This window comes from Pseudomonas sp. TWI923 (genome assembly GCF_039673365.1).
GTDB lineage: Bacteria > Pseudomonadota > Gammaproteobacteria > Pseudomonadales > Pseudomonadaceae > Aquipseudomonas > Aquipseudomonas sichuanensis.
The window spans coordinates 54,678-76,347 of record NZ_JBDJLM010000001.1; the positions used below are offsets into that span (position 1 = coordinate 54,678).

A 21,670-nucleotide genomic window follows, 5' to 3' on the forward strand; every position below is an offset into this window, starting at 1 on the left:
TTTTTGCAAATGCCCTCAAGCAACCCCCGCAAACGACGATAAACATTACGAAGGTTCTCTAGGCCATACCCGGCGGATGCCAGGGCCGGAAGCCGCAGTACCCATCCAACGAGGATTTCGTCATGGCTTTAACTGTAAACACCAACATTGCTTCGGTTACTACTCAGGTTAACCTGAACAAGGCCAGCAACGCTCAGACCACTTCGATGCAGCGCCTGTCTTCCGGCCTGCGCATCAACAGCGCCAAAGACGATGCTGCCGGCCTGCAGATCGCCAACCGTCTGACCAGCCAGATCAACGGCCTGGGTCAGGCAGTTAAGAACGCCAACGACGGTATCTCGATCGCCCAGACCGCCGAAGGCGCGATGCAGGCTTCGACCGACATCCTGCAAAAAATGCGTACCCTGGCTCTGTCCTCGGCTACTGGCTCCCTGAGCGCCGATGACCGTAAGTCGAACAACGACGAATACCAGGCTCTGACTTCCGAGCTGAACCGTATCTCCGCTACCACCACTTTCGGTGGCCAGAAGCTGCTGGACGGCTCGTACGGCACCAAGGCCATCCAGGTCGGCGCCAACGCCAACGAAACCATCAACCTGAGCCTGGAAAACGTTGCTGCCAGCAACATCGGTTCGCAGCAGGTCAAGTCCACCGCCATCGCCCCGAGCGCGAGCGGCCTGGCTGCTGGCAGCCTGTCCGTTACCGGTAACGGCCAAACCGCCACTGTCGCCTACGCTGCTGGTGCCTCCGCCAAGCAGATCGCCAGCGACCTGAACGGCTCGATCGGTGGTCTGACCGCATCCGCCAGCACCGAACTGCAACTGGACGTAACCGGCGCTACTCCGGCCAACTTCAAGCTGTCTGTCGGTTCCAGCGGCACTGTTGACTTCGTAGGCGTGACTGACAAGGCCGGCCTGGCCGACCAGCTGAAATCCAACGCTGCCAAGCTGGGTATCAGCGTCAACTACGACGAAGTCAAGAAAACCCTGAGCATCAAGTCGGACACCGGTGAGAACATCAGCTTCTCGGGTGCTGACGCCAACGCCCAGGCCAACATCTCGATCGCTGCCAAAGACGGCTCCGGCGCTTACGCTACTCCTGCTGCTCTGGGTGCTGCCGCCGTTGTTGTCACTGGTCAGGTTTCGCTGGACTCGGCCAAAGGCTTCTCGCTGGGCGGCGCTACTGCTCTGTTCGGTGCTGCAACCGTTACCTCGACCAAGACCACCATCTCGCAAACCGACGTCACCGACGCCACCAAGGCTCAGAACGCCCTGGCCGTTATCGACAAGGCCATTGGTTCGATCGACAGCGTCCGTTCGGGCCTGGGTGCTACCCAGAACCGTCTGACCACCACCGTCGACAACCTGCAGAACATCCAGAAGAACTCCACCGCTGCCCGTTCCACCGTGCAGGACGTGGACTTCGCTTCGGAAACTGCAGAGCTGACCAAGCAGCAGACCCTGCAGCAGGCTTCGACTGCGATCCTGTCGCAGGCTAACCAGCTGCCATCCTCGGTCCTGAAACTGCTCCAGTAATTCAGGCGCCTGAGTAAGAGGTGGAAGGGCGCGTTTACGTGCCCTTTCACCTTTTTGACATGAGGAGTTCGAAGCATGGACATGAGTGTCAAGTTGAACCAGATGTACCCTTCGATGCCGCCCCAGGCAGCAGCGACGGCCAAGGACCCGCTGGTGGCACCTGCCAAGGTGCAGGAGGCTGCGCCTTCTGAAGACAAGCCGCACACCCGCGAGGACCTGGAGAAAGCAGTGGGCGATATCCGCGATTTCGTCCAGTCGAGCCAGCGCAAGCTGGACTTCTCCATCGATGATTCAACCGGCCAGGTAGTGGTCAAGGTCATCGCCACCGAATCCGGTGACGTGATCCGCCAGCTCCCGTCGGAAACCGCGCTGAAGCTGGCACAAAGCCTCAGCGAAGCTGGCAGCCTGCTGTTCGACGGCAAGGCATAGGCTGGCATGATTTTTGTTGCTGTCGGTCATTTGATGGATTTATCCGCCAAGGATCCGGCAGCTACTGAACAAGGAGAGCAATGATGGCAGGTACAACAGTCAGCGGTATCGGATCGGGCATCGATACCCAGGCGATTGTGAAGTCTCTGGTGGACGCGCAAAAGGCGCCGAAGCAGACACAGATCAATACCCAGACACTGAAGGCAACCACCACGTTGTCCTCTATCGGCAAGATCCAGGCAGCGCTGGATGCCTTCCGTGGCGCCCTGACCAGCATGACTACCGGCAACAGCTTCGGTGGCCTGAGCCTGAAGTCCTCGGATGAAAAGGTTGCGACCATCACCGCAGGGGCGGGCGCAGCCAACGGCTCCTTCAACCTGGTGGTGACCCAGCTGGCGTCGGCTTCCAAGGTCTCCACCAAGGTGTATGCCGGTGGCGCGACCAGCGTGGTCAACGCCGGTACCAGTACGACCAAGTTGACCATCACCCAGAACGGCAAGGCTCACGACGTCAGCATTCCCCCAGGGGCAACGCTGCAAGATGTGCGTGAGAACATCAACAGCCAGTACGGCACGGCGGGCTTCAGTGCCAACATCCTGACCGATGCCTCGGGTTCGCGCCTGGTCATTACGTCCACCAAGATGGGCGAGGGCTCCGAGATCACGCTGGGCGGGAACTCAGGTGTCGACGTCGGGTATACCGAGGTGGATAAGCCCAAGAACGCCGAATATACGCTCGATGGCATTGCCATGAAGTCCAAGAGCAATGACATCACCGATGCGGTGAGTGGGCTGAACATCAAGCTGGTAGGCACGTCGCCGGAAGATACCAAAGGCAATATCACGCCAACCACGCTTTCCCTGACCACCAGTTCCATTGCATTGAAATCGGGTCTCAAGGGCTTCATCGACACCTACAACGCATTGATCAAAGTGGTCAACGCGGAGACCAGGGTCACCAAGAATGCCGATGGCACCGTGACTGCGGCAGCCCTTACCGGTGATGCATCCATGCGTGCGCTGATGACTTCCATCCGTGAAGAAATGAATGCGCTGTCCGGCAACGGCACCCTGAAGTCGCTTGCTGCGTTTGGCGTCACGACCGCCCAGGACGGCGGTGCGCTGAGCCTGGACGACAAGAAGTGGGATAAAGCCGCTGCCACCAACGCCGCTGACCTTACCAGCATCTTCAACGGCAAGGACGGCTTGATTGCGCGCCTGCAGAGCGTCACCGAGCCCTACGCCAAGGCCGCCACCGGCACCCTGGCCGAGCGCAGCAAGACCCTGACCGAAAGCCTGACCAAGCTCAAGTCCGAACAAGACACCTTGGACACGCGCATGGAGGCCTTGCAAAAGAGCCTGCAGGACAAGTACAACAACATGGACACCCTGGTCACCCAGTTGCGCCAGCAGCAGAACAACGTGCTGGGCACGCTCAACGCCCTGAACAACGCCAAGAGCGACAAGTAATCAGTGATTGATGCGAATGGCCGGGCCTGATGCCCGGCCTTTTTGCACCGGCCGGTAAAGTTTTGACCTTCCGGCCCGATACAGGGACTATCGAACCTTAAGTTTTTTGCCCGTTACGAGGTCGCAAGATGAATCCCATGAGAGCCCTTCGTCAGTACCAGAAGGTCAATTCCCATGCCCAGATTTCCGAAGCCACACCCCATCGCCTGGTGCAGATGCTGATGGAAGGTGGGCTCGATCGCATGGCTCAGGCCAAGGGCGCGCTGGCCCGTGGCGACATCGCCGAGAAAGGCCTGATGCTGGGCAAGGCGATCGACATCATCATCGGCCTGAGCGACGGCCTGGATGCGCAGAAGAGCCACGATCCGGCCTATATCGAGCAGCTGTCCAGCCTGTACGCCTATATGACCAACCGCTTGATGCAGGCCAACATCGACAACGATCCGGCGATCATCGACGAAGTTGCGCAACTGCTGATCACCGTCAAGAGTGGTTGGGATGCCATCGCCGACGCACAGCAGGCCGGCTGAGCCGGTGGGAGAGAGCAAGGTGAATTGCGAGCTGCAACGATTCGACGAAACCCGTGAAGCGCTGCTCGCCGCGTTGGGCGCGCGCGACTGGGACGCGATCAGCAGGCTCGATGAGAGCTGCCGTGGCTGTATCGACGACATGCTTAAGGCGCCGGAGCTCGACGAAGCGGTGGTCAAGGCGCGTCTTGAAGACTTGCTGCACGTCTACCGCGAACTGCTCGACGTTACAATGGGCGAGCGGCAGGCCATCGCCGATGAAATGACGCAGATCAATCAAGCAAAGAATGCGTCGAAGGTTTACCATTTGTTCAGTTAAGATGCACCGAACTGGGGAAAAGGCGCCATAAATTTGACTATGCAGGCCTTTTTGACTTAACTAGTGGCTGTTTTCGAAATTCAGACGTCCGAACACTGACCATTCAGTCGGGATGATGTCGCGCACGCCCGCCGGGCGCCGATATGACTAGGGAAGTTGCTATTGCATGTGGCGTGAAACCAAGATTCTCCTGATCGATGACGACAGCGCTCGCCGCCGCGATCTGGCGGTGGTCCTGAACTTTCTCGGCGAAGAAAACCTCCCGTGCTCCAGTGATGACTGGCAGCAGACGGTCGAGTCTCTTGCCTCCAGCCGCGAAGTACTGTGCGTGCTGATCGGGGCGGTGAAAGCGCCGGCCAGTGTGCTGGGGCTACTTAAGACAGTGGCAGCGTGGGATGAGTTCCTTCCGGTGCTGTTGTTGGGCGAAATTTCTTCCGCCGAGTTCCCCGAGGAACTGCGCCGTCGCGTGCTGTCCAACCTCGAGATGCCGCCGAGCTACAGCCAGGTACTCGACTCGCTGCACCGCGCCCAGGTGTACCGCGAGATGTACGACCAGGCCCGCGAGCGCGGCCGCCAGCGCGAGCCCAACCTGTTCCGCAGCCTGGTAGGCACCAGCCGTGCTATCCAGCATGTGCGGCAGATGATGCAGCAGGTGGCCGATACCGACGCCAGCGTGCTCATCCTCGGCGAGTCCGGCACCGGCAAGGAGGTGGTGGCGCGTAACCTGCACTACCACTCCAAGCGCCGTGAAGCACCCTTTGTGCCGGTCAACTGCGGGGCGATTCCGGCAGAGCTGCTCGAAAGCGAACTGTTCGGCCACGAGAAAGGCGCCTTCACCGGGGCCATCACCAGCCGTGCCGGGCGTTTCGAGCTGGCCAACGGCGGTACGCTGTTCCTCGACGAAATCGGCGACATGCCGCTGCCCATGCAGGTCAAGCTGTTGCGGGTACTGCAGGAGCGCACCTTCGAGCGCGTGGGCAGCAACAAGACGCAAAGCATCGATGTGCGCATCATTGCCGCAACCCACAAGAATCTCGAGAACATGATCGAGGACGGGACCTTCCGCGAGGACCTGTACTACCGCCTCAACGTGTTCCCCATCGAGATGGCACCGCTGCGTGAGCGCGTCGAAGACATCCCGCTGCTGATGAACGAACTGATCTCGCGCATGGAGCACGAGAAGCGCGGTTCGATCCGTTTCAACTCCGCCTCGATCATGTCGCTGTGCCGACATGGCTGGCCGGGCAACGTGCGCGAGCTGGCCAACCTGGTGGAGCGCATGGCGATCATGCATCCATATGGGGTGATCGGCGTGTCGGAGCTGCCCAAGAAGTTCCGCTATGTCGACGACGAAGACGAGCAGTTGGTGGACAGCCTGCGCAGCGACCTCGAAGAGCGCGTGGCCATCAACGGCCATACGCCGAACTTCGCCAACCACGCCATGCTGCCGCCAGAAGGGCTGGACCTCAAGGACTACCTTGGCAGCCTGGAGCAGGGTCTGATCCAGCAGGCACTGGACGATGCCAACGGTATCGTTGCGCGTGCGGCTGAACGTTTGCGTATTCGTCGTACCACCCTGGTCGAGAAAATGCGCAAGTACGGCATGAGCCGCCAGGGCGGCGAGGACCAGGCGGAGGATTGACGCCCGGTCTTGCGCCTGTACCAGTCACTTCACGGGCATGCCCGCGAAGTGACTGGTACAGGTAGCCTGCATCCCCATCTGTGCCACGGTTATCGCTTTACTGCTGGCAGCAATCGATTCTGTGACGGAAGGCCGTGCGAGAGAGCGCGATGCCCCTGGCTGTGCCGCGCGCGCTGAGTCGCCGGACCTGCGTTGGCATTCATCAAAAAGTCCGCAGGGACAAAGCCGACTCCATAGCGTCCGCCTTCGTAAAGCAGGCATGCGTTTTGCTTTGGCTAGCATAAAGGGCCAGGGGACAGTTTTTTGTCACCCCTCCGACCAATGCGGACCAACAGCATAATGAAAGCAGTCATTCTGGCCGGTGGGCTGGGCACACGCATCAGCGAAGAATCCCACCTGCGCCCCAAGCCGATGATCGAGATAGGCGGCAAACCGATCATCTGGCACATCATGAAGATCTACTCGCATTACGGTATCAACGACTTCGTCATTTGCCTGGGCTACAAGGGGTACGTGATCAAGGAGTATTTCGCCAACTACTTCCTGCACATGTCGGACGTGACCTTCGACATGGCGCAAAACCGCATGGACATCCACAACCGCCATGCCGAACCTTGGCGGGTGACGCTGGTGGATACCGGCGAAAACACCGCCACCGGTGGCCGCCTCAAGCGCGTCCGTGAGTACGTTGGCGATGAAACCTTTTGCCTGACTTACGGCGACGGTGTATCCGACGTCGACCTTCCCCGACTGATCGACTTCCACCGGCAGCACGGCAAGCTGGCCACGGTTACCGCCGTGCAGCCGCCGGGGCGTTACGGCGCGTTGGATGTGCAGGGCGAACAGGTACGCGGCTTCCAGGAAAAACCGCTGGGCGACGGTGGCTGGATCAATGGCGGCTTCTTCGTGCTCGAGCCGGCCGTGCTCGATTACATCGCCGGCGATGGCACCACCTGGGAAAACGAGCCCATGCGTCGTCTGGCCGAGGACGGCCAGCTGATGAGCCACCTGCACCGTGGCTTCTGGCAACCGATGGATACCCTGCGTGATCGCATGCTGCTCGAAGCACACTGGAAGAACGGCGAAGCCGCATGGCAGCTATGGCGCTGAATCCTGCATTCTGGGCGGGGCGCCGAGTTCTGCTGACCGGGCATACCGGCTTCAAGGGCGGTTGGCTGGCCGTATGGTTGCGTCAGTTGGGCGCCGAACTGCGCGGCTTCGCCTTGCCTGCCGCAACCACGCCATCGCTGTGGCAAGTTGCGCAGCTGCAGCAGCAGGTACCCGGCGATTTCGCCGATATCCGTGATGCCTCGGCCCTGGCCCGAGCGCTGCAGGATTTTCAGCCCGAACTGGTGCTGCATCTGGCGGCTCAGCCACTGGTGCGTGAATCCTATCGTGCGCCTGCGGACACCTACGCAACCAATGTCATGGGTACGCTCAACCTGCTCGAAGCGGTGCGGGCCACGCCGTCCGTGCGTGGCGTGCTGGTGGTGACCACGGACAAGTGCTACGAGAACCGCGAGTGGCCCTGGCCCTACCGGGAGCAGGATGCCCTGGGCGGCTTCGATCCCTATAGCAGCAGCAAGGCCTGTGTCGAGCTGCTGTGCGCGAGTTACCGCGACTCTTTCCTGCGTTCCTCTGGCGTTGCCCTGGGCACTGCGCGCGCAGGCAACGTGCTGGGGGGCGGGGACTGGTCTGCCGACCGCTTGTTGCCGGACATCTTTCGCGCCTGGCAGGACGGTCAAGAGGTGACCTTGCGTTATCCCGATGCGACGCGGCCCTGGCAGCACGTGCTCGACCCGCTGATGGGCTATCTGCAGCTGGCGCAGGGCTTGCTCACTGACGCCGAGCAGCATGCCGCAGCCTGGAACTTTGGCCCTGACAGCGCAGGGCTGGCCACCGTCGGCGAAATCGTCGAACGCCTTGCCGACCGTTGGCCAGGCGAGGCTCGCTGGTCGGTTGCCAGCGATGCCCAGCCGCACGAAGCCGGTCTGCTGGCCCTGGACTCCAGCAAGGCCCGGCAGAGGCTTGGCTGGGCGCCGCGCTGGTCGCTGGATGACACCCTGAGACATACCCTGGACTGGCATCTGGCCTGGCGCGCAGGGCGTGATATGAACATCGTTACCCGCGAGCAGCTCGCGGTTCACCAAGGCGGAACCCATGAGTGACAGTACGGCGCAGCAGTTGCGCCAACAGATTGCCGAACTGGTCGGGCGCTACGCCGAGCTGCAGATGGCGCCCAAACCCTTCGTGGCCGGGCAGAGCAGCGTTCCGCCAGCCGGCAAGGTGATCGGTGCGGGCGAACTGCAGGCCATGACCGAGGCCGTGCTGGATGGCTGGCTGACCACCGGGCGCTTCAACGAGGCGTTCGAAAAGCGCCTGGGCAAGTACCTGGGGCGCCGCTGCGTACTCACCACCAACTCCGGCTCGTCGGCCAACCTGCTGGCGTTTTCCGCCCTGACCTCGCCACGTCTCGGCGACCGGGCGATCAAGCCTGGCGACGAGGTGATCGGCGTTGCCGCCGGTTTCCCGACCACCGTCAACCCTATCCTGCAGTTCGGCGCGGTACCGGTGTTCGTCGATGTCGAGATGGGCACCTACAACATCAACCCGGCGCTGATCGAAGCGGCCATCGGCCCGAAGACCAAGGCCATCATGCTGGCCCATACCTTGGGCAACCCCTTCGACCTGAGTGTGATCCGCGCCCTGTGCGACAAGTACGGCCTGTGGCTGATCGAAGACTGCTGCGATGCCCTGGGTTCCACTTACCAGGGGCGCATGGTCGGCACCTTTGGTGATATCGGCACCCTCAGCTTCTACCCTGCGCATCACATCACCATGGGCGAGGGCGGAGCGGTGTTCACCGACTCCCCGTTGCTCAAACGCATCATTGAGTCGTTCCGCGACTGGGGCCGCGATTGCTACTGCCCCCCGGGCGAGGACAACACCTGTGGCAAGCGCTTCTGCTGGCAACTGGGTAGCTTGCCGGAAGGCTACGACCACAAGTACACCTACTCGCACCTGGGCTACAACCTGAAGATCACCGACATGCAGGCCGCATGCGCCCTGGCGCAGATGGATCGGGTCGATGATTTCGTTGCCGCGCGCAAGCGCAACTTCGCCTGGCTCAGCGAGCGCCTGGCCGGTTGTGCGGACAAATTGATCCTGCCGCAGGCCACTCACGAAAGTGATCCTTCCTGGTTCGGCTATCCGCTCACCCTGCGCGACGGCTGTGGGGTAAAGCGCGTCGAGCTGTTGCGCTACCTGGACGAGCAGGCTGTGGGTACACGCCTGCTGTTCGCTGGCAATCTGACCCGCCAGCCCTACATGCAGGGGCAGCAATATCGGGTTGCCGGCGAACTGCCGGTAACCGACAAAATCATGAGCGACACGTTCTGGATCGGCCTCTGGCCGGGCTTGAGCGATGACCATCTGGAGCATGCGGCGCGCAGTCTCGAAACCTTCCTGCAGAGGCTGTGCTGATGCGCGCCTATGTCCTGTGTGGTGGTTTCGGTACACGCCTGCGCAGCGTCACGGACGCGCAGAAGGCCCTGGTGCCCGTTCACGGTGAGCCCTTTCTGGCGCGCGTATTGAGCCAGTTGGCCCGTGCCGGCATCAGCGAAGGCGTACTGTGCGCGCATTACCGCGCCGAGCAGGTGGCCGAGCAGCTTGCCGAGTTGTCTCGCCATGCGGGTCTGCCACTGTCGCTGGTGGTGGAGCAGAGCCCACTGGGCACGGGCGGCGCACTGCTCAACGCGTTGCGCGAGCAACCAGCTCAAGGGCGGTATCTGGTACTCAACGCCGACACCTTTGTCGACGCGCAAGGTTATCGGCAGATGATGTTGAGCGAAGGCAATGCCGTGCTGGCAGCGCGGGTCGATGACCGCGGCCGTTATGGCAGCCTGGCGCTCAATGCCACGGGGCACCTGGCTGGCTTGCAGGAAAAAGGCCTGCAGGGGCCCGGCCTGATCAACGCGGGGGTTTATGCCTTCACCGCGCCGGCCTTCGCCGCCACGCCCGTTGGCGCCTGCTCCATGGAGCACGATCTGTTGCCCGAGTTGCTCCAGCGCGAGGCCGTTTCCGTTGTCGATTACAGCGGGCGCTTCATTGATATCGGCACGCCAGAATCGCTCGCGCGCTACACCGACGAATTTTTTCCGGATACATCGCTATGAGCCTGCTGGTGCAGACCCTGAGCATAGGCGAACGCCAGAGCATTCTTGATGCGGTCAAGTGCATCGAGGCCGGCGCCTTGCAGATCGCCTTCGTGGTGGCCGACGATCAGCGTTTGCTGGGTGTGGTCACCAACGGTGACGTACGTCGCCACCTGCTGCAGGGCGGCCAGACCGACCTGCCGGTAACCACCTGCATGAACAGCCATTACCGCGCTGTTCAGGCCGATGCATCGCGCGAGGAGTTGCTCAAGGCATTCGACCTTGGTTTCAACGCCATCCCGGCCGTGGACGAGCAAGGGCGCCTGGTCGAGGTCTACACCCGCCTGATGGCGGCCAGCCCGGAAGTGCCGGTGCTGGCACGGGCCCGTGCGCCGGTACGCATGAGCTTCTGCGGCGGCGGTGCCGACCTGACCTATTTCTTCATCGACCACCCGGCCGCGGTGCTCAGCTGTACCGTCGGCCTGTATGCCCATGCCACCCTGGTTCCCCGGGGCGACCGTGGCATCCGCATCTTCTCCGAGGACCTGGGGCGCGAGGAGGACTACGACTCCCTGGCCGACCTGCTGGCCGCCAGTGAAAAAAGCCTGTTGGCGACCATCGTTTCGGTGATCAAGCCGCAATACGGCTTCGACCTCTACCTGCGTTCGGACTTTCCGGTGGGCTCTGGGCTGGGCGGCTCCTCCGCGGCCACCACGGCCACCATCGCGGTATTCAACGAACTGCGCCAGGATCGCTGGAGCACCTACGAGATCGCCGAACTGGCGTTCCAGGCCGAGCGCCTGTGCTTCGGCATCGCCGGTGGCTGGCAGGACCAGTACGCCTCGGCCTTCGGCGGCTTCAACCTGATCGAATTCGAGAACCAGCGCAACCTGGTGCACCCGATTCGCCTGGAAGAGGCGATCCGCAATGAGCTGGAGTCCTGCCTGGTGTTGTGCGACACCGGCATCTCCCACGACTCCGGTCGCCTGCATGATCTGCAGCGCGAGGAGATGCAGGCCGAGGCCTCGCAAACCGACCTGCTCCATGCCAGCGTGGCGCTGTGCCGGCGCATGCACCGCTATCTGATTCGCGGCGAGCTGCGCGATTTCGGCCTGTGCCTGGACGAAGCCTGGCGCCTGAAAAAGCGTTTTTCCTCGGCCATCAGCCATGGGCGCCTCGATGAAATCTACGCCGCTGCACTGGCGGCCGGCGCGCTCGGCGGCAAGCTGCTCGGCGCCGGCGGCGGTGGCTTCTTCCTGTTCTACGTACAACCCCAGCATCGCCAGCGGGTGGTGCATGCGGTGCGCGCACTGGGCTGCCAGACTCAAGGCTTCCGCTTCGAGTCCTGCGGTGTTACTTCCTGGCGGACGAAAATCCAATGACCCCGATTATTCTCGACGGCATCGCCCTGGGTGGCGAGCGCGTCTATGTCATCGCCGAAGCCGGCAACAACCACAACGGCTCGCTGGCATTGGCCAAACAACTGGTGGATGCCGCCATTGCGGCGGGCGCCGACTGCGTCAAGTTCCAGTTGCGCAACCGCGAGGCGCTGTACCGGCGCAAGGCCGATGGCTCGCGCGCCGAAGACCTCGGCGTGGAGTACATCCAGGACCTGCTGGACAAAGTCGAGCTGAGCCTCGACGAGCACCGCCAGCTGCGTGCCTACTGCGCGCAACAGGGCATCACCTACCTGTGTACCCCCTGGGATGAACCCAGTGTCGATGCCCTGGCAGCGTTCGACGTAGCGGCGCTGAAAATCGCCTCGGCGGACCTGAGCAACCCCTACCTGATCGCCAAGGCCGCCAGCCTGGGCAAGCCGCTGATCCTGTCCACCGGCATGTCCTTCGAGCACGAAATCATCCGTGCCATCGAACAGCTCAATGCCCTGGGCACGCCCTTCGCGCTGCTGCACTGCAACAGCGCCTATCCGGCGCCGGAAGGGGATATCCAGCTTGGCTACCTGCGCCGCCTGCAGGAGTTGCACGGCCTGATCGGCTATTCCGGGCATGAGCGCGGTATCGCCATTACCCTCGGTGCCGTGGCCCTGGGTGCCAAGCTTGTGGAGCGCCACATTACCCTGGACCGCAACATGGAAGGCCCGGATCACCTGGCCAGCCTGGAGCCTACCGAATTCCGCCAACTGGTGGACGGCATTCGCCAACTGGAACTGGCGCTGCCATGGCAAGGCCCTGGCCGTCATGCCAGCCAGGGGGAACTGCTGAACCGCGAGAACCTCGGCAAGAGCGTGATCGCCGCACGCGAGATCCCCCGTGGTGCAGTCCTGGAGCCGGGCATGCTGCGTATCGCCAGCCCCGGCCAGGGCTTGGCGCCGTACCGGCTGCCGGAGCTGCTGGGCAAGCCCGCCCAGCGCGACATCGCCCAGGGCGATTTCTTGTTCGAGAGCGACCTGCAGGAACAACCCGCCGAGCAGAAACTGGCGTTCGACATGCCGATTCGTTGGGGTGTGCCGGTGCGCTATCACGACTTCCTCGATTACCGTCGGCGCATCGAGCCGGACCTGTTCGAGTTCCACCTGTCCTACCGCGACCTCAGCCTGAAACCGCAGCCCTTCCTGGCCCAGGTGGAATGCTCGCGCCTGGTGGTGCACGCCCCGGAGCTGTTCGAGAACAGCGAACTGCTGGACCTGGTGGCGGACGACCCGGCCTATCGCCGGCGCTCCATCGACAACCTGCAGCGCGTGGTCGATGCCACCCTGCAGATCGGCGAGTTCTTCCCCGCCGCCGATGCCCGGCTGATCGTCGCCAACATCGGTGGTTTTTCTGCCGATGCGCCACGCCCGCTGGCCATGCGCCCCGAGCTCTACGAGCGTTTCCATGAGGCCTGCCGCCAGGTGGATTTCGCCGGCACGGAGCTGATCCCGCAGAACATGGCGCCGTTCCCCTGGCACTTCGGCGGCCAGCGCCACCAGAACATTTTCATGATGCCCGACGAACTGGCGGCCCAGGCCCGCGAGCACCGCCTGCGCTTGTGCCTGGACCTGTCGCACCTGCAGATGACCTGCTTCCACTTCGGCCTCGACTTCCAGGCCGCACTGGCGCTGCTGCTGCCGCACTCGGCGCACCTGCACGTGGCCGACGCCAAGGGCACCAACGGCGAAGGCGTGCTGATGGGCACCGGCGACATCGACTGGCCGGCCAGCTGGGCACAGATTCGCCAACATCCCGAGGTCAGCTTCATTCCTGAAGTCTGGCAAGGGCACAAGGATCATGGTGCCGGCTTCTGGTCGGCACTGCAGTATTTGACGCGGCTTGCTTAAGCGCCGGTTTCGAGGGGGAATTCAAGGTGACACAGACTATCCGTGTAGCGGACTACATCATGGAGCGCCTGGCGCGTCTGGGCGTGGGGCAGGTCTACTTCCTGCCAGGCGGCGGTGCCATGCACCTCAACGACGCGTTGGGGCGCCACCCTGAACTCGAGCCGGTGCTGTGCCTGCACGAGCAGGCGGCGGCGATTGCCGCTGAAGCCGCCGGCAAGCTCACCGGTGGGCCGGCGGCGTGCATGACCACCTGTGGCCCGGGGGCGACCAATACGGTTACCGCAGTGCTCGGTGCCTGGCTGGACTCGACACCGGTGTTCTTCGTGTCCGGCCAGGTCAAAAGTGCTGACCTCAAAGCCGGCACTGGCCTGCGCATGCTTGGCGTGCAGGAAGCCGACATCGTTTCGATTGTCGAGCCGATTACCAAGGCGGCGGTCACCCTGACCGATCCCGAGGCGGTAGCCGAGGTCTTCGACCAGCTTGAACATGCCGCGCTCAGCGGCCGTCGTGGCCCGGTATGGCTGGATGTACCGCTGGACGTGCAGGCCGCCCGGATTGACCCGGCGACCTTGCGCCGGGCGCAGTTGCCTGCGGCCAGCGAGCAAGCGGACATCAGCGCGGCGGTTGCGCAAACCCTGAGTTTGCTGCGCCAAGCCAAACGCCCAGGCATCATCGCCGGAAGCGGCATTCGCATGGCAGGTGCGGTTGACGCATTCAACCAGTTGATCGAAGCCGCAGGCGTACCGGTCATGCCGACCTGGCTGGCCATGGACATCATCGAAGACGAGCATCCACTTTACGGTGGCCGTCCCGGCTCCATTGCACCGCGCTGGGCCAACTTTGCGCTGCAGAACTGCGACCTGCTGATTGTCCTTGGCTCGCGCCTGGACATGGCGTTGACCGCTTACAACCATGCTCACTTCGCGCCCTATGCGAAGAAAGTCGTGGTGGATATCGACCCTGCGGAAATCGCCAAGCTGCAGATGCCCATCGAGGTTTCGGTAGTCTCCGACGTCAAACCCTTCATCGAAGCCTTGGCTGAGCAAATCGGCCGTGATCGCCTGCCGTCCTACGCTGACTGGCTGGCGCGCATCGCGCAGTGGCGCGAACAGTACCCACTGCTGCAGAGCGAGCACGCCGACGACAGCCAGGGCGTGAGCATGTACTACTTCACTGACCAGCTGTCCTCGCTGCTCAATGAAGGTGACGTGATCGCGCCGGGCAGTTCGGGCTTCGCTTCCGAATTGTTCCTGCTCAATCTGCGCCTCAAGAAGGGCCAGCGTTGCTTCCACAACCGTGGCACGGGCTCGATGGGCTTCGGCATTCCGTCGGCAATCGGCGCGTGCCTGGCCTCTGGGCGCCAGCCGACCGTCTGTGTTGAGGGTGACGGTGGCTTGCAGTTGAACATCCAGGAGCTGGCGACCCTGGCCGCGCACAAGCTGCCGGTCAAATGCTTTGTCATCAACAATCAGGGCTATGCCTCGATTCGTGCATCGCAAAGTGCGCACTTCAACCTGCTGGTCGGTGCCGATGCCACCAGCGGCCTGCAACTGCCGGACCTGGCCCAGCTGACCAGTGCGTATGGCGTGGGTTACGCGCGCATCGAGTCGCATGCCAACCTGCAGGCCAACCTGCAGGCTGTGCTGGAGCGCGATGGTCCGGTGATCATCGAGGTGCTGGTCCAGGTCGAAGAGCCACGGATTCCGCGGGTCATGACTCGCATGGATGAAAATGGCAAGCCGGTAACCGGTGCCCTGGAAGACCTGTATCCGTTCCTCAGCCGCGAAGAGCTGGCGCAGCAGATGGCCGTTTCGCTGGATGCCGGGGCATGAAAGTGTGGCTCAAGCGCCGCTTGACCGGGTTGTGCTACGGCTACCTGCGTAGCCAGCGCGATTGGGCGCATGAAAAATCGCCGCGGGTGCGTCATGCCCGCGTGCTGCCCATGGCCAGCCACGCGCCCTGGGTCAATGACAGCGCATTTCTGAACACGTACGAGAGCGTGCGTCAGCACACGCTGGTCGACATCATGCGCTTGTACGAGCTGTGGACGCTGGCGCGTCAGCTTGAGCGCGTCGAGGGTGATTTCCTCGAGGTTGGCGTGTGGCGCGGTGGCTCGGGGTGCTTGCTGGCAACGGCCGGTCAGCGTGAGGGGCGCAGGGTGTTCCTGGCTGATACGTTCACTGGCGTAGTCAAGGCCGGGGCGCGCGACACCCAGTACAGCGGCGGCGAGCATGCCGACACCGATGTTGATCTGGTCCTGGAGTTGGCCAAGCGTTGCCAAGTGCAAGACAGCGTGCGCGTGCTGGTCGGCATGTTCCCAGAGCGCAATGCCGAGCAGGTCAGTGACAGGCTGGCGTTACTGCATATCGATGTGGACGTTTTCGAGTCCGCCCGCGATGTATTGCTTTGGGCTGCCCCCAGGCTTGTGCGCGGCGCCGTGGTGGTGTTCGACGATTACGGGTTCTACGGCTGCGAAGGGGTAACGCGCATGGTCGATGAGTTCGTCGCGCAGAACAGCGGGTATCGCTTCCTGCATAACCTCAACGGGCATGCCGTGCTGATCAAGGTAGCGGATCATGGCGAATGAGTTCGGCTACGACCACCTGCTGATCTACGGGGGCAGGCTCGCCGGGCGGCGTGTACGGGACTACCTGGCTGCTCGTGGGCAGCGCGTGGATGCTTTTCTCGATCGCGATGAAAGCCTGGGTGAAGTGGACGGTGTGCCGGTCTTCAGCGCTCAGGGCTGGGCTGCCAGGCATGACCCGGCCAAAGCCTGTGTGTTGATCGGTGTATTCAACGCCCATGTGGATACCAAGACCATTTTCGATGATCTGGAGGCGTTGGGGTTTGGCCGTCTGGTCAGCCTGGTCGAGTTCGTACGCCTTTATCCAGAAGACCAGCCATTTCGTTACTGGCTGGTTGCCCCCGCATTCTATGAACAGCATGCACCGCGTATTGCAGCGTTGCGCGCTGCGCTTGAGGATGAAGCCAGCAAACAGTTGTTGGACGCTATAGTCGAGTACCGCACCCTGGGTGATCCGCGTTGCCTTCCTGCGGTTACCGGCCAGCAGTATTTCCCGGCAGACCTGCCGCGCTTGCCGGAACCACTGCGATTTATCGATTGCGGTGCCTACGTCGGCGACACGGTTGAGGAATTGCTGGCTGCCGGGTTCGCCTTCACCAGCCTTGCGACATTCGAACCGGATCTGGATAACTACCGCCAGCTGACGGCTCAGCTTGGCAAGGTGCCGGGTGCGATCCACTTTCCTTGCGGCGTGTCCGACAGCAACCGCTTGAGCGGATATGACCCCAGCCTGGGGGCGGGTGGTCACCTGGTCGAGTCTGGCGGCAATCCGGTGTGCTGTGTGCGCCTGGATGATGCCTTGCCGGGATTTGCGCCGAACTTCCTCAAGATGGATATCGAAGGCGAAGAGCCGGCAGCGCTACGCGGCGCGCAGGCGCTGCTGCGTGCACATCGCCCGCACCTGGCCATCAGCATCTACCACCGTGCGGAGCACCTCTGGGAAATAGCCGAGCAGTTGCAAGGCTATGAGTTGGGCTACCGCTTCTACCTGCGCTGTCACTCGCCCAGTACCTTTGATGCAGTGCTCTACGCGGTACCTGGAAAACCGTGAGCAGCATCTCTGCTTTTTCATCAGCGAAATGCCTGGCGGTCGCTTTGCAAGGAAATTGGACGTGCGGTCAATGAATAAACCTTCGACGATAGACGAGCCAGTCGTTATCTACGGTGGCGGTCAGATAGGTGTTGGTTTTTGCCGGCGCTTGATGCAAAGCGGCGTGAATGTGCGCGCCATCATCGATCGCAACCCGCAAGGCGTAACGAATGCGCCGGTCCCGGTGATGACGGTGGAGGCGTGCATTCAAAGCACTGGCAATGCGCTGGTGTTCGTGGCGATAGGCAATGGCCTTGCCCACCCGGCCATTGCACGTGCCTTGCACAGCGTCGGCTACGACAGGTTATTGCACCTGCCCGTGTTTCTTCGTGGGGAAAGGGCGGCGGCCATGACGCAGGCATGGAACGCATTTTATTCGGGTGATTATGCAGTGCCGTTCTGCAGTTTTGACGAACTGTATACCGTACGTGCCGGCGACTACCTGTTGAGCGCGTTTTCAGATTATGTGACTGCCATCGTGCACAAGGACTATGTCTACACCGTAAGGCGATCCTACGAAGGCATCGAGCACGATTACGCTGATTACTTCAAATGGCAAGGCCAGGAGCAGGACGTTATCGACAAGGCGACCAATGTCCGGCTGGATGATCCGGCGGTCAAGGCGCTACTGCCTTGTGATGAACTGTTTACCCAAGAGCAATTGGATTTCTATCGCGCGAAAACCTTCTTCGATATGGGGCACTATTATCGCGAGGCTGCGTCGGTCGCGGTGTTTGATGGCGCCTTGCATCGCTTCAATATCCTCGATGGCTCTCATCGTGCTTTCTATCTGGAGCGTCAGGGCTTCGATGGCATTCCGCTGAAAATGAAGCGAGCGGAGTGGGACGCTTATTTCAGAGAGCACCAGGCGCAGGCGCTGATGGATTACTGCAGGCAGTTGCAGTCGCTCCCGGCTGTCGTCAAGCATCCTGCGTTCATGTCGTTCCCGGTACTCGAGCGTGAGCCAGACGCTGAGTTCCTGCGCCTGCTCGAAGGGGTATGCCCGCTATGATGCTGACGTCTGATACGCCGGTAGTTCTGTACGGTGCCGCCCATCGTGGAACGATGGTCTCGCGCTATCTGAAGGGGCGCTGCAATGTTATCGGCTTTATTGACAAGCGTGCTGCCGAGATAACCCATCATGAGGGGCTGCCGGTCAGCCGTGTCGCCGATGCAGACAAAGCGGCACTCGTTATCGTCTGCGTAAACAATATTTTCGAGCACGAAAGCATTGCACTGAGTTTGGCGGCAGAGGGTTTCGAGCGGGTTGTCTTTTGCCCGGTAAACGGCTCCAACATGGCGTGGCGATCCGCTGAAGAGCGGGCGCAGATGGCAAGTGTTCACAACGCTATCATCGACGAGCAGCTGACCTTGCCCGTCGAAGTTCCCGCGTTGCATGGGCTGTTTCGTCCGGAGTACAAGGATGATGCGCTGATCAGTGCCGAAGACGGTGAGGTGCTGGCGTGGATACCCGCCTGGTTGGTCTGTGCACGGCGAAACGGTAATGGGCTGTTCAAGGACAGCCCGGTGTTTACCCTGTTCCCCTACCTGGAGCTGTTCAAGTGGTTCGATGGCGAGGCTGACGCAACCCCGAACCATTACATGGACCTCTACTGTCGCAACGCGGCTGATCAATTCGGCATCGCGCAGACAGACGCGTGGGTGGAAAACGTGCTTAGCAGCCGTAGGCAGGTGTATGAGCGCATGCGGCAAACCGAGTCGGTCGATCCCTTGTTCTTTGTGAATCATGCGGTCAACGCGGATTGGAACAGTGATGAAAGTCACTTCAACATGGACAGCGGCAAGCACCGTGCAGCGTTCCTGATCCATCGCAAGCGATCACTGGTTCCGCTCAAGCTGGACAATGCGGACTATGAGGCATACCTCAATCGGCCTGCGTTGAAAGCACTGATCGATTGCATGCTGCGCTCAAATATCACCGAGCTGCCTTATCCGGTGATGCATGCGTACTTTCTGAGAGTTCCCTATCGGGCAGACAGTGCTTTTTATGAGACGTTGCTGAAGTCATGCCGCGCCCTCGTGCTGAAAAATTTCAGTGAGACCGGCAGGGTTAGCCTCAGCGGCGTTCGACTACGGGCAGAAAGCGCTGATCTTGAGCCATTGGCGCAAGCGTTTGCCGTGCTGGGGTGTTCAGTTCAGCACGGTTATCAAGAAAGCGAGTTTGATCGCGCTGTCCGGGATTTGTATCGCATTTCCGATCGCTTCGCACGGGCGGGCAGTGTGCCACAGGCGTGTGATTTTGTACTGGATGAGTGGGTGGCTCGATAATGCGTGCGCAACTAATTGATGTGTGTTCGAAGCCTGATTTGCAGCAGCAGGTGGACGATGTCATTGAGCGAATGGAGCGGCACTGTCCGGTGCGCATCTTGTGCTACTCGCTGATGGGCTCCATTCCTCTTGGTATGGGCAATGCGTCGTCTGATTATGATTTGCTGGCATTTTACCAGCCACTGAAGGCCATAAGCTCGGATCAGTACGACGTCATCAATAATAAAACCCCTCTGCTGGGGGCGGCGCATATTGCCGGGCAGGTGAATTTGCTGCTGGCTGATAGTGAGTTGTGTTCCTTGAAGTTTGTGGATATGCCTGAGGCGGTTTTCGCTCAGGACTACCCTCATCACCTGAATTCACTGACAGTTCATGATCGTGCGTTTGATATCTCGGTGGTGCCTGGTAACACCTCACCCAAGGTGGCCTCGATTTTTTCCGATATGTTTTATTACGGTGGCGGTGTGCTGACCGATCGGCTGGGTACCGTTCGAGATAATTTTTCGGAGATGAAGCACTTTCTGCGCGTCTATGATTTTTGCAAACGCCGGTTTGTAACAACGTATGGACGGCTTCAGTACTACCTTGTCGAGCCAGGCAATGTCAGGCTGCGTACCTATTTGCAAAGCATCAACGATATATTGGCGATTGAGTATGCGCTCGATCGTCTCGATGTGCCGCCGGCTGATGTTTCGGTGATGTTGAATTATCTTGATGATGCGCAGGTGCTGGATATTGCCCGGCGCTATGTCGAGATTAACAGTAGCGCCACGATTGCAAAGGAAAAGCTACTGCTCGATCCAAACCCGATCTTGAATCAATGGATTGCCGAGAGGCTGGAGCGTATAAGGCCGCGCTTGGTGGATTTGTACCCGCAACGCGCCCATGCACTTTTCAACGTCGTTATTGATTGACAAGGGCGAGCGCATTTTTTCAGGTGCTTGGTTTGATTTTTGTTGCAGGATGGCAGCCCCTGGCCGTTCTGATCTGTTAGGCAGGTAATAAGATGAATGCTGGCTTGTCCTTGTGCGGTGCCGATTTTTCCAAGATGCAGAAAGGTGGCATCTATTCCTTCGCACTTGCGTCAGGCCAGCGTGTGCCGGTTTGCTGGTCGGATGCGCTTCTGCGTGATGCTCAAGACCATATCGTGGTCAGGCAGCCATCAAGGCTGCAGGCGCTATCGCGCCTTGATGACTACCCCAATATCAAGCGCTTGCTGGACTCGCAGGCCGGCCTGGCCGATTTGGCGGCGTTCAAGCGCCAGGCATGCGACTGGCTGAATGAGGGGTTCTATATCTTTGGCGCCTTCAAGGTCGGTTTGCGCTTGGCACGTCACGCGCAATTGCTGAATCTTGAGGTCAAAGGATTTATCGACAATGACCGCGCCAAGGACGGAGGTTCATTGGAAGGGCTTTCGATCTCTCATCCTTCCAGTCTTTCACTTGAGAACGCCGTCGTCGTTATTGCCAGTGGCCGGCATGGCAACGCCATTTCCAGGCAATTGAGCCAGGTGCCGGGGATTCGCCTGGTCAACATGCATGAGTTTCTGTACGCACTTGATGGCCCGGGGCCGGGCTTGGGTAGCGAGCAATTTTCAAGTTTTGTCGAAGCGCCGTTGCGTGACCCTTGGCGCTTCATCTCTGCGTTCCTGTGCCTGGACGATGAGCCGTCACGCCAGGTTTTTGATGCGTTGATCGGCATGCGAATTCGCCTGTCGATCGCCTGTGCAGAACAGGCCAAGTCGCCTTGGGATGAAGAGTATTTCGACAAGGTATTTGTACGGCCAGAACAAGCGGCGCGCTTTGTCGACGCCGGTGCAGCAGCGGGCGATACCCTGCATCGCCTGGAGAAACATTTTGGGCCGGTCGAGCAGGCTTGGCTGTTCGAGCCCGAATTACCGGCGTACTACGAAGCGCTCAAGAGTGTCGCCAATCGCCCTGATGTCTGGCTGTTCAACATGGGGCTGGACGAAGTGCCCAGCCGAGCGGTCTATCAGCCTGAGTTGACCTATGACATTGCCGGCGAGTTGAGCAGTGATGTGCCCGCAAACATCACCTCTTTCATACAGGGCGTGCCGCTGGATGCCGTGGTGCCGGGCAAAGTTGGCTTGTTCAAGCTCGACATCGAGGGCATGGAAGCCTCTGCCTTGCGGGGGGCGCGTACGATCATCGAGCGCGACAAGCCCGTGTTGGCTGTCTGTGCCTACCATCGTTCCGACGATTATTGGTGCTTGATGGATGAAGTGCAGTCCATCCGCGGTGACTACAGAGTGGGCATGCGTCTATACGCGGACATCCTGGAAGACATCACCTTGTATTTCTATTAGGGCAGTGGGCTGCGGCGGCATTTCCACCC

19 protein-coding genes are annotated in these 21,670 nt (G+C 60.9%); all 19 read left to right on the top strand.

What is annotated here, in order from left to right; translation table 11 throughout:
• The first annotated feature begins 122 nt into the window (after positions 1-122).
• The 19 genes from ABE459_RS00280 (at position 123) to ABE459_RS00370 (ending at position 21,641) form a co-directional block, all read left to right on the top strand.
• Positions 123-1,535: a flagellin gene (locus ABE459_RS00280; protein WP_323828358.1), complete on the top strand. Its 1,413-nt coding sequence runs from the start codon at positions 123-125 to the stop codon at positions 1,533-1,535.
• A 75-nt stretch (positions 1,536-1,610) separates the two neighbouring features.
• Positions 1,611-1,964 carry a flagellar protein FlaG gene (locus tag ABE459_RS00285; protein ID WP_110991878.1) on the top strand — a complete coding sequence of 118 codons (354 nt, stop codon included), beginning with the start codon at positions 1,611-1,613 and terminating at the stop codon, positions 1,962-1,964.
• A gap of 83 nt (positions 1,965-2,047) precedes the next feature.
• Positions 2,048-3,433: a flagellar filament capping protein FliD gene (gene fliD / locus ABE459_RS00290; RefSeq protein ID WP_110991877.1), complete on the top strand. Its 1,386-nt coding sequence runs from the start codon at positions 2,048-2,050 to the stop codon at positions 3,431-3,433.
• Between the two features lie 128 nt (positions 3,434-3,561).
• Positions 3,562-3,963 (top strand): flagellar export chaperone FliS, encoded by a 402-nt coding sequence (fliS, locus tag ABE459_RS00295; protein WP_125464978.1) that lies wholly within the window; start codon positions 3,562-3,564, stop codon positions 3,961-3,963.
• Positions 3,964-3,982: 19 nt separating this feature from the next.
• Positions 3,983-4,279 (top strand): flagellar protein FliT, encoded by a 297-nt coding sequence (gene fliT, locus ABE459_RS00300; protein ID WP_323828356.1) that lies wholly within the window; start codon positions 3,983-3,985, stop codon positions 4,277-4,279.
• Between the two features lie 166 nt (positions 4,280-4,445).
• Entirely contained in the window at positions 4,446-5,921 is a 1,476-nt protein-coding gene (fleQ, locus tag ABE459_RS00305; protein ID WP_323828354.1) for a transcriptional regulator FleQ, read from the top strand.
• A 339-nt stretch (positions 5,922-6,260) separates the two neighbouring features.
• Entirely contained in the window at positions 6,261-7,031 is a 771-nt protein-coding gene (gene rfbF, locus ABE459_RS00310; RefSeq protein WP_110991873.1) for a glucose-1-phosphate cytidylyltransferase, read from the top strand.
• Positions 7,013-8,089, top strand: a complete 1,077-nt coding sequence (rfbG, locus tag ABE459_RS00315; protein ID WP_258704865.1) for a CDP-glucose 4,6-dehydratase — start codon at positions 7,013-7,015, stop codon at positions 8,087-8,089. The genes rfbF and rfbG overlap by 19 nt, the downstream gene beginning before the upstream one ends.
• The gene (gene rfbH, locus ABE459_RS00320; RefSeq protein ID WP_323828352.1) at positions 8,082-9,404 is read left to right on the top strand and encodes a lipopolysaccharide biosynthesis protein RfbH; all 1,323 of its coding nucleotides are present in this window, start codon (positions 8,082-8,084) and stop codon (positions 9,402-9,404) included. The genes rfbG and rfbH overlap by 8 nt, the downstream gene beginning before the upstream one ends.
• Positions 9,404-10,096: a sugar phosphate nucleotidyltransferase gene (locus ABE459_RS00325; protein ID WP_125861369.1), complete on the top strand. Its 693-nt coding sequence runs from the start codon at positions 9,404-9,406 to the stop codon at positions 10,094-10,096. Before rfbH ends, ABE459_RS00325 begins: the two co-directional genes overlap by 1 nt.
• On the top strand, positions 10,093-11,457 hold the full coding sequence (locus tag ABE459_RS00330; protein ID WP_323828350.1) for a CBS domain-containing protein: 1,365 nt from the start codon (positions 10,093-10,095) through the stop codon (positions 11,455-11,457). Before ABE459_RS00325 ends, ABE459_RS00330 begins: the two co-directional genes overlap by 4 nt.
• Positions 11,454-13,352: an N-acetylneuraminate synthase family protein gene (locus ABE459_RS00335; RefSeq protein ID WP_323828348.1), complete on the top strand. Its 1,899-nt coding sequence runs from the start codon at positions 11,454-11,456 to the stop codon at positions 13,350-13,352. The genes ABE459_RS00330 and ABE459_RS00335 overlap by 4 nt, the downstream gene beginning before the upstream one ends.
• Positions 13,353-13,378: 26 nt before the next feature.
• A complete protein-coding gene (locus tag ABE459_RS00340; RefSeq protein ID WP_323828346.1) occupies positions 13,379-15,184 on the top strand; it encodes a thiamine pyrophosphate-binding protein in 1,806 nt (601 codons plus the stop codon).
• Positions 15,181-15,939: a TylF/MycF/NovP-related O-methyltransferase gene (locus tag ABE459_RS00345; RefSeq protein ID WP_125859527.1), complete on the top strand. Its 759-nt coding sequence runs from the start codon at positions 15,181-15,183 to the stop codon at positions 15,937-15,939. The genes ABE459_RS00340 and ABE459_RS00345 overlap by 4 nt, the downstream gene beginning before the upstream one ends.
• Positions 15,929-16,987, top strand: coding sequence for an FkbM family methyltransferase (locus ABE459_RS00350; protein WP_258704861.1), 1,059 nt, complete (start codon positions 15,929-15,931; stop codon positions 16,985-16,987). The genes ABE459_RS00345 and ABE459_RS00350 overlap by 11 nt, the downstream gene beginning before the upstream one ends.
• 70 nt (positions 16,988-17,057) lie before the next feature.
• Positions 17,058-18,038 (top strand): hypothetical protein, encoded by a 981-nt coding sequence (locus ABE459_RS00355; protein WP_323828344.1) that lies wholly within the window; start codon positions 17,058-17,060, stop codon positions 18,036-18,038.
• Positions 18,035-19,315 carry a hypothetical protein gene (locus ABE459_RS00360; RefSeq protein ID WP_323828342.1) on the top strand — a complete coding sequence of 427 codons (1,281 nt, stop codon included), beginning with the start codon at positions 18,035-18,037 and terminating at the stop codon, positions 19,313-19,315. Before ABE459_RS00355 ends, ABE459_RS00360 begins: the two co-directional genes overlap by 4 nt.
• Complete coding sequence (locus ABE459_RS00365; protein ID WP_323828340.1) at positions 19,315-20,229, top strand: hypothetical protein; 915 nt, start codon at positions 19,315-19,317, stop codon at positions 20,227-20,229. The genes ABE459_RS00360 and ABE459_RS00365 overlap by 1 nt, the downstream gene beginning before the upstream one ends.
• Positions 20,230-20,321: 92 nt before the next feature.
• Positions 20,322-21,641, top strand: a complete 1,320-nt coding sequence (locus ABE459_RS00370; RefSeq protein ID WP_323828338.1) for an FkbM family methyltransferase — start codon at positions 20,322-20,324, stop codon at positions 21,639-21,641.
• The last annotated feature ends 29 nt before the right edge of the window (positions 21,642-21,670 follow it).